The sequence below is a fragment of the Bacillus sp. 2175 genome, assembly GCF_057812155.1.
In genome coordinates, this window is sequence record NZ_CM173819.1 from 2,642,969 (window position 1) to 2,656,283 (window position 13,315).

Consider the following 13,315-nt stretch of genomic DNA (forward strand, 5'->3'; position numbering starts at 1 on the left):
CACTAAAATAAATGTTGTTAAAATTCTGTCAATTATATTATAATACAAGGTAAGCGGATACATTTTTTAATCAACGTTGAGTTCCTCGCTCATACGACTATTAAGAAACCCGTTATCCTCGTATAAGAAAGGAAGATAGCTGTGTACGCCTCAAATACAATTTATATCGTAGGGGATGCGAAAGCACCTCAAAATAATCCCATTACTGAAAAGTTTAAAAGCTATTTCGTAGCATTTATACTTGTTAAGGATACAGGGGAAATTGTAGATGCAGACTGCTCAGCGACAATTGCATTAACATCTCAATTTGTTAAATATTTATTTCTACATAAAAATATAAATGACCCGGCGTTAGTAATGGAAGTAAAGAACCGATATTTCGGTTCTTCTCAAAAAGCGTTACTTGTAGCGCTAAAAGATGCACAGAAAAAATATAATCAGATTGCTGCTTTGTCTACTCAATCATAGACAAAATCCAGCCGTAAGAATCATTCTTATGGCTGGATTTTTTTATTTCACATTATCGTCCTACATCAAAAGTGAACGAAAACAAAGTAGAGAGATAGAAGAGTAAATGCCCAATAGGTTTACCTAATAATCCGTGGGTATAAATCTCCGGTGGATTAAAATTTCACTTCATTGGAGAATGAAAGGATGAACAAAATGAAAATTACAGATGTAAAAGTAAATCGTAGACGTGTAAAACTGCATACACCGTTTAAAACCGCGCTTCGTACTGTAACAGAAATTGAAAGTATAGATGTTTATATTCATACAGACGAAGGAGTGATTGGTAAGGGGGCTGCAGCCGCAACGCCAGTTATTACGGGGGATTTCACCAGCGGAATGGAAGAAGCGATTTTAGGACCGATGCGTTCATGTTTAATTGGTCAAAATATCATTCAGTTTCAGCAGTTACTACAGGGCATTCAAATGAGTTGTATTGGAAATTCAAGTGCCAAAGCAGCGGTAGATATCGCTTTATATGATGTATATTGCGAATATCAAAATGTGCCGTTATATGCATTGTTAGGCGGGAAGAAAGAAATTCATACCGATATTACAGTGAGTGTGGATGAGCCTGTATTAATGGCAAAAGAAGCGAAGAAACATATAGAAAAAGGATTTCAAACATTAAAGATTAAAGTGGGTAAAGAGGCGCATTTAGATTTGGAACGTATTGAGGCAATTCGAAATGTGGTACCAAGAAATACGATATTACGTTTAGATGCGAATCAAGGTTGGAGTCCAAAAGAAGCGGTCTCTATTATTCAAGAGATGGAAAATCGTAATTTAAATATAGAATTTATTGAACAACCAGTACACGCGAAAGATTGGGATGGGTTAAAGTATGTCAAAGATCGTGTGCAAACGCCAATTATGGCCGATGAAAGTATATTTTCAGCAAGTGACGCATTAAAGCTCGTTCAAGGAAGATATGCAGACTTCATTAATATTAAATTAATGAAATGTGGTGGTATACGTGAAGCATGGCGTATTGCAGATATCGCAGAAACAGCTGGTGTGAAGTGTATGGTGGGCAGCATGATGGAATCTTCACTTTCCGTTAGTGCTGTTGCGCATTTAGCGGCAGCGCATCCTAATATTCATTATTTTGATCTTGATGCACCGCTTTGGTTAATGGAAGAGCCAGAAGGAATGACTTATTCTGGATCAAAGGTAAACCTTCAATCGACAGTGAATAGTAAGTCTTAGGAGAAGAGACTAGTAAACTATCTTTTAAGGGGGATAAATATGAAAAAAGTAGGAACTGCATTTTTAACAACTTTATTTATATTTTCATCGTTTACATCGGCAAATGCTGAAGAAAAGAAGGATAATAAAGCATTTATAGATGTATCTGCTGCAACGTTATGGACAGTACCTGATTCATTAAGGCCAATCGATACACCGAGTACAACAAATCCAGTGGATCTATGGAAATGGACGAAATCAATGACACTTGACGAGAAACTATGGTTAACAAATGCAAATAAATTAGAAACACAAGCGTTACTCGGTCAAGAAGTAACTGTTATTGATAAGAAAGGCGAATGGGTGAAGGTATTAGTGCATGGACAGCCAACACCCCGAAATGAAGAAGGTTATCCGGGCTGGATGCCTGAAAAACAATTAACATATAATCAAGAATTTGCAGATAAAACAAATGAACCTTTTGTCTTAATAACCAAACCAACAGCGATTTTATATATAAACCCTTCTGAAAAACATAAATCACTTGAAGTCAGTTATAATACAAGACTGCCGCTATTAAGTGAAGACACAATTTCATACCGTGTATTGTTGCCAAATGGGCAAAAAGCATGGATACGTAAAAATGATGGAACAGTTTACCAATCTCAAACTGATATTCCAACTCCGGCGGCCGATGATTTAATTAACACAGGGAAAATGTTTTTAGGATTACCGTATATATGGGCTGGTACAAGTGGTTTTGGATTTGATTGCTCTGGCTTCACGCATACGATCTATAAATCGCACGGCATTACAATTCCCCGAGATTCTGGACCGCAATCAAGAGCAGGAGTTGCAGTTGATAAAGAAAATCTACAAAAAGGAGATTTAATTTTCTTTGCACATGATCAAGGGAAAGGTAGTGTCCATCACGTCGCAATGTATATTGGTGATGGCAATATGATTCACTCACCAAGAGCTGAAAGATCGGTAGAGATTATACCGCTAAATACACCAGGATATATAGAAGAATACGCTGGTGCTCGTCGTTACTTACCTTAAAAATAGAGGGGGTTTTTAAATGAAAAAAGTTGTTCGTTACTCATTAGTTAGTACTCTATTAGTTTCTTCATTTTTAGTTGGCTGCGCAAAAGAAAAAACTGCAACAAAGCCCAAAGATGAGAAGAAAGTATTACAGTTACTAGAAACGGGTGAAATTCCGTCGTTAAATTCAGGGAAAGTAACAGATGCAGTCTCGTTTAACGTTTTGAATAACGTAATGGAAGGACTATTTCGTCTATCGAAAAATGATGAAGTAATTGAAGCCGGCGCACAAAAATATGAAGTGAGTAAAGATGGAAAGACATATACATTCCAATTGCATGATGCGAAATGGTCTAACGGAGATCCAGTAACCGCCCATGATTACGTATACGCTTGGAAGCAATTGATTAATCCAGATACAGCTTCTCAATATGCATACATTGCGTACGATGTAAAAAATGCTGAGAAGATAAATAAAAAACAACTAGGTCTAGATGAATTAGGAGTAAAAGCGAAGGATGATAAAACATTCGTCGTAGAGCTAGAACATCCTGTACCGTATTTTACGAAATTATTAATTTTACCATCCTTCTATCCAATTAACGAAAAATATGCGAAAGAGCAAGGTGATAAATATGGATTAGAAGCAAATAAAGCGGTATATAATGGACCGTTTACATTATCAGAGTGGAAGCATGAAGCTAGCTTTACAATGAAGAAAAACGATAAGTATTGGGATAAAAAAGAAGTGAAGTTAGATGAAGTAAACTATCAAATTGTAAAAGAAATTTCAACTGCGGTAAATTTATATGAAACAGATAAAGTTGATAGAGCTGTTATTTCTACAGAATTCGTAGATAAATATAAAAATAATAAAGAGCTAAAACAATATACAGATCCAGTTATGTACTTCTTCCGATTTAATGAAAATGTACCGATTCTTAAAAATAAAAATGCACGTCTTGCGCTAAGTACAGTTTTTGATAAGAAGGGACTCGCAGATTCATTTTTAAATGATGGATCGGTTGCAGCGAACTATTACGTACCAAAAGGATTTTTAAAGGGCCCAGATAAGAAAGATTTTAGAAGTACGTCTGGTGAGTTTAATAAGACAAATGTAAAACAGGCGAAGGAATATTGGGAGAAAGCAAAACAAGAGACAGGTACAAATGAAGTGACTTTAGAATTATTAAATTATGACTTAGAAAACTTTAAAAAAGTTGGAGAGTACATTAAAGAGCAGCTTGAGAAAAACTTACCAGGATTAAAAGTGAATGTGAAATTACAGCCGCATACGCAAAAATTAGCACTTGAGAAGAAGAAAGAATATGAAATGTCGTTATCACGCTGGTTACCAGATTATCCAGATCCAATGACTTACTTAGAAGTATTCCTTTCTGGAAGCAGTGTTAATAATACAGAATATGCAAATCCAGAATATGATGCATTAATTAAGAAGATTAAAACAGAATTAGGTAATGATGAAAAGGCTCGCTGGAAAGCAATGCAAGATGCTGAAAAAATGCTACTTGATGATGCAGTAATTGCACCGGTATTCCAGCGTGGATTATCTTACTTACAAAAACCATATGTGAAAGATTTATATGTACATCAATTTGGTCCAGCTACAAGTTTAAAATGGGCAGATTTACAAAAATAAAAGAATGGGGAAACAGACTTCACGTATGTGATAGTCTGTTTTTTCTTATTTAAAGTTAGAAAAATAGTTCATGGTATAATTTATTAGTCTGTAAACAGTATTTGAAGGGAAAATGATGTCTATGTTTGAAGAAGAGAAAGTAATTTATACAAAAAGATTATTTATGAGGAAACCAATTGTAGAAGATATTGATCAGTTTTATAACATATTAAAAAAAGATACTGTTGGCAAATGGCTGGCTAAATCAAGAGGAATGTCGAAGGAAGAAACAAATGATTATATTGGGCAACTTATCTTACATTGGGAACAGTATGACTTCGGGGTATGGTTGTTATTTAATAGTGAAACAGGAAAGCTTTTAGGACATTGTGGTTTAAGAAAGGTAGATGAAACAGGTGAAATAGAAATTATGTATCTTCTTGACCCAGAACATTGGAGGAATGGGTATGCATTAGAAGCAGCAGAGGCTTCCATTAAATATGCAATAGAGACTTTGAATGTAACAAGAATAATTGCTAGAGTTAAAGTAGCAAATGAGAGCTCGAAAAAACTTTTACGAAAGCTCGGGTTTATATATACTCATGAAGTTGATCATAGCGGGCGCTTATTATCATATTTTGAACTCCATACATCATCCAAAGAATTCTAGACATTTCATATATTTTTTCATTGTTAAAAAATAAAATTATTACTAAAATTCCAGTGTGAAATTTATGTAGAATCTTGTATAATTAACATGTTTCTATGGAAACATTTTCTTGCGCTATTTATATAGGGCTTAATAGAACAAGGAAGGAAATACATACATGTATATAATAGATAAATAGAATGGAACATGTATAGAGACAAAGGAGAGAAAAGATGACGTGTCAAAAACAAGGGTTACAATTTAATAACGATAGAAAGAGGGACAGAAGATGAAAATGAAGCATGCTTTTGGTCCTATAATTTTAGCGTGTGTGCTTTTTTTCATTATCATTCTAATCCCATCGAAAAGTTTAGTATCGCTTATTAGTGATAAGAAGGTAGAAGATGCGGCAACTTCTTTACAAAAAGAGAAATTACAAAGTGTTTTCTTACAGCAAAAAATGTTAGAGAATTCACAGTATTTACCGATGTACGGTTCATCAGAATTTTTACGAATGGATGCATATCATCCGTCTAATTATTTCAAAGTAAATCCAGCTGGTTTTACACCGTTTTTAATTGGAACTGGTGGTACACAAAGTTTAGCTCATATTTTAAATATGACATCTACTATGGATGAATTAGAAGGTAAAAAAGTAGTGTTTGTTCTTTCACCACAATGGTTTACAAAGACTGGTGTATCACAAGGGGATTTCACTAATAATTTCTCCAAACAACAAGCATATCATTTTATTTTTAATGATGAGATAAATCCAGGAATGAAGAAGCAAATCGCGAAACGGCTATTAGATTATAAAGTTGTTCAAGAAGATGATATATTAAAAAATTCATTAGAAGGTATTGTATATAATGATACGAAACATAACATAAAAGCAGGTTTAGTTAAACCACTTGCTTATATGCATCGAAATATTTTAGATCATAGAGATTTATTTAACTCTTTATTTAAAATCGAACCGATGAAAGAGAAAACAAATATCGGACTTCGTTCAATTTCTTGGGAAGACGCACGTAAACACGCAGAACAAGAAGGGAAAGCAGAGTCTACTACAAATACATTCGGAATTGAAAATCCGTATTATCATAAAAATAATCTGAAGAAAAAACTAAAAGGTTTAAAAAACTTTAGAGCAAATGAAACATATGATGAATCACCAGAATACGATGATTTACAAATTATTTTAGATTTATTTAAAGAGAAAAATGTCAAACCACTCTTTATTTCTGTACCTGTAAATGGGCCTTGGTATGATTATACTGGCTTCCCGAAAGAACGCCGTGAAGTGTATTATAAAAAAGTTCGAGAGCAGGTTGAGAAAGCAGGATATCCAGTAGTTGATTTCTCTGGTCATGAATATGATAAGTATTTCTTAAAAGATACGATTCATTTAGGCTGGAAAGGTTGGATTTATTTTGATGAAGCAGTGCAAAAATTTAATTCTGAGAAATAAAGTATAGAAATCGGAATGGCTATGAGCCGTTCCGATTTTTTTAGTATAGAGGATTTTGGTGAGGACAATTTGGGAATGCATGTATATCTTGAATCTGTCTATAATCATAATGTTTCATTGCGAACTGGGCTTGATAAGGTATTCATACACATATAATTGATCATCATGCGCTGAACATAATACACCAGAAGTTCCTTGCCCGTTCATGAAAGAAATGCCGATAGGACGTCCGATTAAGTATTGTATTTTTTGCTGCCAATGCATAGGGGAATCACTCCTTTTTGAGATAATATACGAAAGAAATGATTGAATGGTTGCTTATCCATATAAATGTAGATGGAAAGGTGTTATATAATTCCTGAAGATTAATATAAATAAAAAACCGCTATAATTCTGAATTTATAGCGGCTTTTTTATATTCTTAAGCAAGATTTTTACGCTTTTTTGTCCATTTTTTTATAACGAAGTATAAAAGTATAAGTACGACGCCACCAATTGCGAATGATTTCACATACGGACCAGCAATATCGTTAATATTTTCCCAATTTTCACCTAGTTTTTCACCTAAATAAATGAAAATAATAGACCAAGGGATAATCGCAAGTGCTGTTAGTGTAGTGAAACGTAGTAAAGGCATTTTTGTAATACCAGCAGGAATTGAAATCGCATGACGCACTACTGGAATGAAGCGTGCTGTAAAAATGACACCAGTTCCGTAACGATTAAACCAATCTTCTGCAGCGTCTATTTGCTTTTTATGTATGAAAATATATTTTCCATAACGTTCTAATATAGGGCGTCCACCATATCGTCCAAGCCAATAAATAAAGATTTGGGCAATAACACCGCCAATTGTACCGAATACAACTGCGCCTATAAATGAGATACTTCCATTGAATACTAAGTATCCTGCATAAGCAAGGACAATTTCACTTGGGATAATCTCAATCATAAGTCCAAGCATAATGCCCCAATAACCTAATCCTTCAAAAAACGTTAATACTGAATGAATAAAACTACTTAACATTGTTGCACCTTCTAGTTTATGAATTTTTGATTATAAGAACCTTTTATTTAATCGCATAAAAGGTTCACCATATGTAGATTATACCTTATTTGCATAGGGGATTGCTATTTCAATTCTTTTATGTCTCTCATAAGTATTATAGTAAAGTATATAAGCCACGTTTTCATGAAGGGTTAATGAAAAGATTATTAAAAATTTCTCATAAAAAATAGAAGCATTTCTGCTCCTATTTTTTAAGGCTTGACATCTAAGTTCTGTAAAAATAAAGTTGCTGTTACGTAACGCTTTGCTAACATTTGTACATAAGCGGTATGTACAGAAAGGGTCGCAATAATAATAGCGTTACGAATTGCTTCGCGTTGTTCGTTATTAATTTGATCGAACTTACTTGCGATTTTATCAGCTTTTTCTTTTACGATGTTTTCAATTGTATGAACGGTATCTGTTGCATTTAATTGTAAGCAATTCCCTTGATTGAGTTCTTCAAATAGAGAAGAGTATGCTACATATAAATGAACAGGATTGATTAAATCATCACTTCGATCAGCTGGGTCATTTACAATAAGGCGTAATAGCTTACGAATGGATTCAAAATCAAGTGCTGTTTTTAAATCTTCGACAATAAATAGTAAGGCTGCTTGTTCAATTGAATATTTTTTTCCTTTTTGAGGAGAGCCAATCATTTCTTTTATATCTCGTTTCACCCAGTTTTGCATAGCAGTTACAGAGAAACTTGTGTTTTCAATCTGATTGCCAAGCGCAACTATTTCATTTAAAGAAAAACCGACATCAGTATCGTCAATTTTAATCAGCTTTTCAAAAATAGGTGAAAGTGCGGTAGTAATAAAAGCTGTAACGCTTTGTCCGCTTTCAATATCTTTTTTATGTGACTTTGCCCAAGCTTCTTGTAAAATACCGAGAGGCTTTTTCGTATTCCATCCTCTTAGTGATAGAAGAAGGGTAGCCATTTCGTTTCGTGTGAGATGAAATGTTTCCATCTTTTCACCTCCAAAATAATAAAAAGTTCTTATGAACTTATAATATGTTTTGTTTCATTTAAAGTCAATTCTGTTTTGCTTAATTTTTCCTTTGTGACCAAACTGTTGAAAGTAAATAATACTTGCATATTTCGACAAAAGTTCATATAATAAGTTCATAAGAACTTTTAAAATGTTCTTAAAAACAAATCTATCATTCTGAATTTACTAGAAAGATAGATTTCACATATATCTATATAAAAGGAGAATGGATATAATATGTTGAAAAAACTTGTAGCAGTAATGACAGCATTCATGGTTATCTTTGGGGCTAGCAGCTTTATGTTCGTAGATCATGCAGCAGCGAAAAGTTACAAATCTGGTAAAAAATCATTTACACCAAGTTCAGGTCAAAAGTCAAAAGTTGATTTAAACAAAAAAGACTCAAATGTAAATTCTCAAAAAACGACTCCAGATTCAAAAACGAAAGCAACAAACACGGCACCAAAAAGTAATAAAGGAAGCTTTATGAAAGGTTTATTACTAGGTGGTCTTGGTGGTTTACTAATGGGTAGCTTATTTGCAAATATGGGAGCTCTTGGTTCTGTATTAGCATTTATGGTAAATATGTTAGTAATGGCTGGTATCGTAATGTTAGCAGTTCGTGCATTTAAATACTTCAAAGACCAACGTAAGAAGAAGGCAGATGAAGTAGCATGGAAACAATAAAAATTTCTGAACAAGAGCTTATAAATGCGCTTTGTATATATATCGCTGAAAAAAGACAAGTGGGTCCAGAAGAAGTATTAGTTGAACTCATGTATGATGACGACTACGGTTTCTCTGCGGAAGTAGAGGTAAATGGTCGCCAGCAAATTTTAATTCAAGCAAACTTAATCGAAGCTTTACGCTTATTGCTTGACAGAGAATATAATGTCAATCCATTCGCAGCGAGATTACAACTTGAATTAGATGATGAAGAAGGCATTTACGCATTAGCGAAATTTAATAACTCAGATGAGTAGAGAAGAGAGCTGTTGAGAATAATCTCAGCAGCTCTTTTTAGTATGTGCATATGTAGATGAGTAATCACGCCAAATTTCATTCATCTTTCGTCTACCGATATCTACCATCGGATTAAACTGAATTGCAGATTTCTGACGAACAAAGTGAACGTTTTGAATGGCGTGAGATAATTGTTGGTCGACTATATCACGTTTTTTGCTTGCATATTTAGCAATAGATAGACCTGCAACTGTTCCTTGCGCCATCGCAATTTTTCCGCTTTCAATGCCTGTAATATTGCCAGCTACAAATAAACCAGGAAGAGGAGTTTCCATTGTTTCGGAATGGAGAGGAACGTGTCCACCTAATTCTGAAATGTAATGGAAGGGACAACCAGCTACAGCTGCAAGTTCGGCAAGTGGGTATAATCCCCCGGCAATACAAACAAAATCTGCTTCATATATTTTCTCTGATCCATTAATAACATTTCCTTTAGAGTCAATATTAGCAACACGTACACCTTCAACTTGATCTGTTCCGATAATTTCAAGAGCTGCTTTCCGAAGGTGAAGTGGCGTTCCGTTTATTTTCATTCCGCTGTTTGGATAGAATGTTAATCCAGCTTTTCGAACCCAATCATATTTCATAAAGTGGCTACCTATTCGCAAAATAGCAGAAGGAGCGAGATGTGCTGCATTTAAAAGAGAGTTTAAAACTTCTTCAGGTTCACCAGCTTTTTGACTTAACTCGCTTTTCTCAGGGAGTACAATATGATCCACTGTAATTCCCGCTAATTGCAATTCACTTAAAATGGCGAAAGACAAAATGTTAGCACCAATAATAATTCCTTTTTTTCCAACTTGCACGCGATGAACATTTGTCATAACTTGAGCTGCTCCAATTGACATCACTCCTGGAAGTGTCCAGCCAGGAAGGGGAATAGAATATTCCGCAGCTCCAGTAGCAAGTAGTACGAAAGGCGCTTCTAACGTACCGATATTAGTATGTACAAACCAATTGTTTTCATCTCTATCTAAATTATAGACCGAAACACCGCACCTGATATGTACTGAAAGTGATTCTGCTTCTTCATGAAGTCGCTTCGATTCTTTTATTCCGTTCCACCATTCTCCAGTAGGCTCTTGATGCAACTGTCCTAACAATCTCCCGCCCGGCTTCATAAATTCATCAATAACGAGCACTTTTAGTCCGAAACGAGCACAAGAAATAGAAGCAGATAATCCCGCTGGCCCTGCACCAATAATAATTACATCACTCATCGTTTTTTCACCATCTCTCTCACGATATTCGGATGCTGTTTCCCGCTTTCAACAACCATGTTTTCTTCTACAACAGTTAAGCATGCGCGTACATTTGTTTGATTATTTACTGTCATGCGGCATTCGGAACAGTGTCCGATATTACAATAAATACCTCGCGGTGTTCCGCTATCTTCATGAACTCTTACTGTCCTAATTCCATTTGCTAACAGGGCAGCAGCTATCGTTTCATGTTCATATGCTCCGTATTGATGACCGTTAAATTGAAAGGTAATACGCTCACTACTTTGTAAAGTACCTAAAATAGGGTGATGTGTAATTCTACTCATTTACTTTCACCTACCGATCCAAAAGTAACTGCACGTATTGGTGGTTGATATTTTAACGGTAGTTCATTAAGAGTTACGTCAGGATTCGCATTTTCAATCATTCGATCTATCATTATTCTGCATGTGCGACCACCGCAAAATCCCATGCCAGCACGTGTTCTTAGTTTTAATTCTCTTGCCGAGCAGTTATATTCAGCAATTGTCGATTGAAGTTGCCCATATGTAACCTCTTCACAACGACAAACGATTAAGTTGTTTTTATTTGTCATGTGTATTCCTCCTCTAGTTCGGTTTTCACAAATTATATATGCAAAAATCATGCCAATATAGAGGAGGGAGAGAGGGCTACCTGTAAACGCCTGATCGGTGCATACTGATTCTTTATTGAAGTCCAAGTTTCTTTAAACGGTTATATAAAGTAGCCCTTGTTACACCAAGTTGTTTTGCGCATTCTAATTTATTCCCATTTAAAATTCGTAAAGCCCTTTCAATAACTTTTTTCTCATGCTCATCCATCTCTTCTTGTAAAGAAAGGATTGTATTATTGTTGCTGAGTAATAGGGAATGGGCTGTATGGTTGTCTAAAGTTTCAGTCGTATGAAATGGTAAATATTCTTGTTTTATAATTCCGTCTGTTGCGAATACCACAAGCCGTTCAACAACGTTTCGAAGTTCGCGAATATTACCTGGCCAATTGTAATGAAGCAGTTCATGCATAATGCTTGAAGGTAAGTCACGAATTGGTCTGTTATAGTTGATTGAAAAATCGTTTAAGAAAGAATAGGTTAATTCAATAATATCCTCGCGTCTTTCGCGCAGCGGTGGAATCTGCAAGCTAACTACATTTAAGCGGTAATATAAATCTTCTCGGAAAGTTCCTTTTCTCATTTCTTCTTGTAAATCACGATTTGTAGCAGCGATAATACGGAAATCAATATTAATTTCTTTTTCACCACCAACTCGGTAATACTTTCGCTCTTGCAGTACACGTAACAGTTTTACTTGCATATCAAGTGGCATTTCACCTATTTCATCAAGAAATAAAGTACCGCCTTGCGCGAGTTCAATTTTACCTTTTTTTCCTTTACTATTTGCTCCAGAAAACGCCCCACGCTCGTAACCGAATAATTCACTTTCAAATAATGCTTCTGGAATTGCCCCGCAGTTAATCGAAATGAAAGGCGCCTTCGCTGCTTCACTTGCTTCATGAATTGCTTTCGCAAATACTTCTTTTCCAACTCCGCTTTCCCCAAGTATTAAAACAGTTGATTTCACCGAACAAACTTTTCTAGCTAATTGTATCGTTCTTTGTATAACAGGACTTTTTCCATTCATCGCAAGGAATGGATCGGATTCATCTTTATACTTTGCCACTTCTTGTTCTAAACGGTGCATTTCATGTGACATATTAAATAGTTTTTCATTTAAAGCGACTTGATTTGTAACATCTGTTTCTGAAACGACTGCTCCTATAATTTCATCATTACAATAAACTGGATTTGAATTAATTAATACGAATAAATCGGGGCGAGGCTGATGGAACTGAGCGACTATGCTTTTTCCATCATGTAAAGATTGTAAAATTTCCAAGTCTTTATAATCAAAAAAACGAGTAATCGGTTGCCCAATAATCTCATTATGGTTGACTGAAAATATTTTTTCAGCACCATCTGTCCAAGTTCGAACGCATTCTTTACTATCAATTACTGTAACAGAAGAGTCAGTTGTTTGTATTACAGTGTCATAAAATGACTGTAGTTCATTGTAGGACTTATAAAGAAATGGAATCATTTGCTGAGAAGTTATACAGCATATCGGCTCATCGTTTTCGTTAAGGATGATAACAGCTAATTCATAAGAAAAAGCGTCAATTAATGCAGTGAATGAGTCATCTACATAAATAATTGCGCAATTATATTCTTCTGTAGTAGAAGGGAGGTAATAAAACCTTTCGTTTATTTTCTTAATGCGATCAAGGCTACATGTATGATTGATTAAAACGCTTTCCAAAAATTCTTGTATAGTCGGAAATGAGAATTCCATAATGTCCTCCTGTTATGTATAAAAATTTTGACAGTGATAAAAAAATAATACACCTATTTACTATGAATTTAAAATATTTTTACAAATAAAAATATTTTTTATAAAAATTGTATATGTACAGAATTGGCACGTCAATTGCATAAAAAGAAAGTGAGA

At 34.7% G+C, this 13,315-nt stretch carries 14 protein-coding genes and 1 pseudogene; 8 read left to right on the plus strand and 7 right to left on the minus strand.

The genetic code is table 11. The annotated features are described in order from the left end of the window. Positions 1 to 141: 141 nt before the first annotated feature. From ACXKY9_RS13805 to dltD, 6 genes are all read left to right on the plus strand, one after another. On the plus strand, positions 142 to 468 hold the full coding sequence (locus ACXKY9_RS13805; protein WP_000271312.1) for a DUF3870 domain-containing protein: 327 nt from the start codon (positions 142 to 144) through the stop codon (positions 466 to 468). Between the two features lie 186 nt (positions 469 to 654). After that, positions 655 to 1,716 (plus strand): dipeptide epimerase, encoded by a 1,062-nt coding sequence (locus ACXKY9_RS13810; protein WP_001038457.1) that lies wholly within the window; start codon positions 655 to 657, stop codon positions 1,714 to 1,716. 39 nt (positions 1,717 to 1,755) lie between these two features. Then, on the plus strand, positions 1,756 to 2,757 hold the full coding sequence (locus ACXKY9_RS13815; RefSeq protein ID WP_000755430.1) for a C40 family peptidase: 1,002 nt from the start codon (positions 1,756 to 1,758) through the stop codon (positions 2,755 to 2,757). A gap of 19 nt (positions 2,758 to 2,776) precedes the next feature. Further along, a complete protein-coding gene (locus tag ACXKY9_RS13820; RefSeq protein WP_000758258.1) occupies positions 2,777 to 4,399 on the plus strand; it encodes a peptide ABC transporter substrate-binding protein in 1,623 nt (540 codons plus the stop codon). A gap of 115 nt (positions 4,400 to 4,514) precedes the next feature. Beyond that, a complete protein-coding gene (locus tag ACXKY9_RS13825) occupies positions 4,515 to 5,048 on the plus strand; it encodes a GNAT family N-acetyltransferase (RefSeq protein WP_000061613.1) in 534 nt (177 codons plus the stop codon). A 268-nt stretch (positions 5,049 to 5,316) separates the two neighbouring features. Continuing rightward, positions 5,317 to 6,498 carry a D-alanyl-lipoteichoic acid biosynthesis protein DltD gene (gene dltD / locus ACXKY9_RS13830; RefSeq protein ID WP_000782305.1) on the plus strand — a complete coding sequence of 394 codons (1,182 nt, stop codon included), beginning with the start codon at positions 5,317 to 5,319 and terminating at the stop codon, positions 6,496 to 6,498. 40 nt (positions 6,499 to 6,538) lie between these two features. On the opposite strand, the pseudogene ACXKY9_RS13835 reads toward dltD, so the two are convergent. The 3 genes and pseudogenes from ACXKY9_RS13835 to ACXKY9_RS13845 form a co-directional block, all read right to left on the minus strand. Beyond that, positions 6,539 to 6,762 (minus strand): annotated as a pseudogene (locus ACXKY9_RS13835) (hypothetical protein). Positions 6,763 to 6,919: 157 nt separating this feature from the next. Beyond that, on the minus strand, positions 6,920 to 7,525 hold the full coding sequence (gene uptA, locus ACXKY9_RS13840) for an undecaprenyl phosphate transporter UptA (RefSeq protein WP_000952913.1): 606 nt from the start codon (positions 7,523 to 7,525) through the stop codon (positions 6,920 to 6,922). A 233-nt stretch (positions 7,526 to 7,758) separates the two neighbouring features. Further along, entirely contained in the window at positions 7,759 to 8,523 is a 765-nt protein-coding gene (locus tag ACXKY9_RS13845) for a DUF1836 domain-containing protein (protein ID WP_000447231.1), read from the minus strand. A gap of 258 nt (positions 8,524 to 8,781) precedes the next feature. Here ACXKY9_RS13845 and ACXKY9_RS13850 point away from each other — a divergent pair, with 258 nt between their 5' ends. Both ACXKY9_RS13850 and ACXKY9_RS13855 read left to right on the plus strand, forming a co-directional pair. Beyond that, positions 8,782 to 9,231 carry a hypothetical protein gene (locus tag ACXKY9_RS13850; RefSeq protein ID WP_000914478.1) on the plus strand — a complete coding sequence of 150 codons (450 nt, stop codon included), beginning with the start codon at positions 8,782 to 8,784 and terminating at the stop codon, positions 9,229 to 9,231. Next, entirely contained in the window at positions 9,219 to 9,527 is a 309-nt protein-coding gene (locus ACXKY9_RS13855) for a YxcD family protein (RefSeq protein WP_000447747.1), read from the plus strand. The genes ACXKY9_RS13850 and ACXKY9_RS13855 overlap by 13 nt, the downstream gene beginning before the upstream one ends. Positions 9,528 to 9,551: 24 nt before the next feature. On the opposite strand, the gene ACXKY9_RS13860 is transcribed toward ACXKY9_RS13855, so the two are convergent. From ACXKY9_RS13860 to ACXKY9_RS13875, 4 genes are all read right to left on the minus strand, one after another. Then, positions 9,552 to 10,787 carry an NAD(P)/FAD-dependent oxidoreductase gene (locus tag ACXKY9_RS13860; RefSeq protein ID WP_001286106.1) on the minus strand — a complete coding sequence of 412 codons (1,236 nt, stop codon included), beginning with the start codon at positions 10,785 to 10,787 and terminating at the stop codon, positions 9,552 to 9,554. Then, positions 10,784 to 11,116, minus strand: coding sequence for a (2Fe-2S)-binding protein (locus ACXKY9_RS13865; protein ID WP_000087070.1), 333 nt, complete (start codon positions 11,114 to 11,116; stop codon positions 10,784 to 10,786). The genes ACXKY9_RS13860 and ACXKY9_RS13865 overlap by 4 nt, the downstream gene beginning before the upstream one ends. After that, positions 11,113 to 11,385, minus strand: coding sequence for a (2Fe-2S)-binding protein (locus ACXKY9_RS13870; RefSeq protein ID WP_000182619.1), 273 nt, complete (start codon positions 11,383 to 11,385; stop codon positions 11,113 to 11,115). Before ACXKY9_RS13870 ends, ACXKY9_RS13865 begins: the two co-directional genes overlap by 4 nt. Before the next feature lie 112 nt (positions 11,386 to 11,497). Beyond that, positions 11,498 to 13,159, minus strand: a complete 1,662-nt coding sequence (locus ACXKY9_RS13875; protein WP_000395824.1) for a sigma-54 interaction domain-containing protein — start codon at positions 13,157 to 13,159, stop codon at positions 11,498 to 11,500. Between the last annotated feature and the right edge of the window lie 156 nt (positions 13,160 to 13,315).

Bases quoted from the DNA above. Each gene is read 5' to 3' on its own strand.
- uptA (WP_000952913.1), bottom strand. From the start codon at position 7,525: ATGTTAAGTAGTTTTATTCATTCAGTATTAACGTTTTTTGAAGGATTA.
- ACXKY9_RS13855 (WP_000447747.1), top strand. From the start codon at position 9,219: ATGGAAACAATAAAAATTTCTGAACAAGAGCTTATAAATGCGCTTTGT.
- ACXKY9_RS13825 (WP_000061613.1), top strand. From the start codon at position 4,515: ATGTCTATGTTTGAAGAAGAGAAAGTAATTTATACAAAAAGATTATTT.
- ACXKY9_RS13850 (WP_000914478.1), top strand. From the start codon at position 8,782: ATGTTGAAAAAACTTGTAGCAGTAATGACAGCATTCATGGTTATCTTT.
- dltD (WP_000782305.1), top strand. From the start codon at position 5,317: ATGAAAATGAAGCATGCTTTTGGTCCTATAATTTTAGCGTGTGTGCTT.
- ACXKY9_RS13870 (WP_000182619.1), bottom strand. From the start codon at position 11,385: ATGACAAATAAAAACAACTTAATCGTTTGTCGTTGTGAAGAGGTTACA.
- ACXKY9_RS13860 (WP_001286106.1), bottom strand. From the start codon at position 10,787: ATGAGTGATGTAATTATTATTGGTGCAGGGCCAGCGGGATTATCTGCT.
- ACXKY9_RS13810 (WP_001038457.1), top strand. From the start codon at position 655: ATGAACAAAATGAAAATTACAGATGTAAAAGTAAATCGTAGACGTGTA.
- ACXKY9_RS13875 (WP_000395824.1), bottom strand. From the start codon at position 13,159: ATGGAATTCTCATTTCCGACTATACAAGAATTTTTGGAAAGCGTTTTA.
- ACXKY9_RS13820 (WP_000758258.1), top strand. From the start codon at position 2,777: ATGAAAAAAGTTGTTCGTTACTCATTAGTTAGTACTCTATTAGTTTCT.
- ACXKY9_RS13845 (WP_000447231.1), bottom strand. From the start codon at position 8,523: ATGGAAACATTTCATCTCACACGAAACGAAATGGCTACCCTTCTTCTA.
- ACXKY9_RS13865 (WP_000087070.1), bottom strand. From the start codon at position 11,116: ATGAGTAGAATTACACATCACCCTATTTTAGGTACTTTACAAAGTAGT.
- ACXKY9_RS13815 (WP_000755430.1), top strand. From the start codon at position 1,756: ATGAAAAAAGTAGGAACTGCATTTTTAACAACTTTATTTATATTTTCA.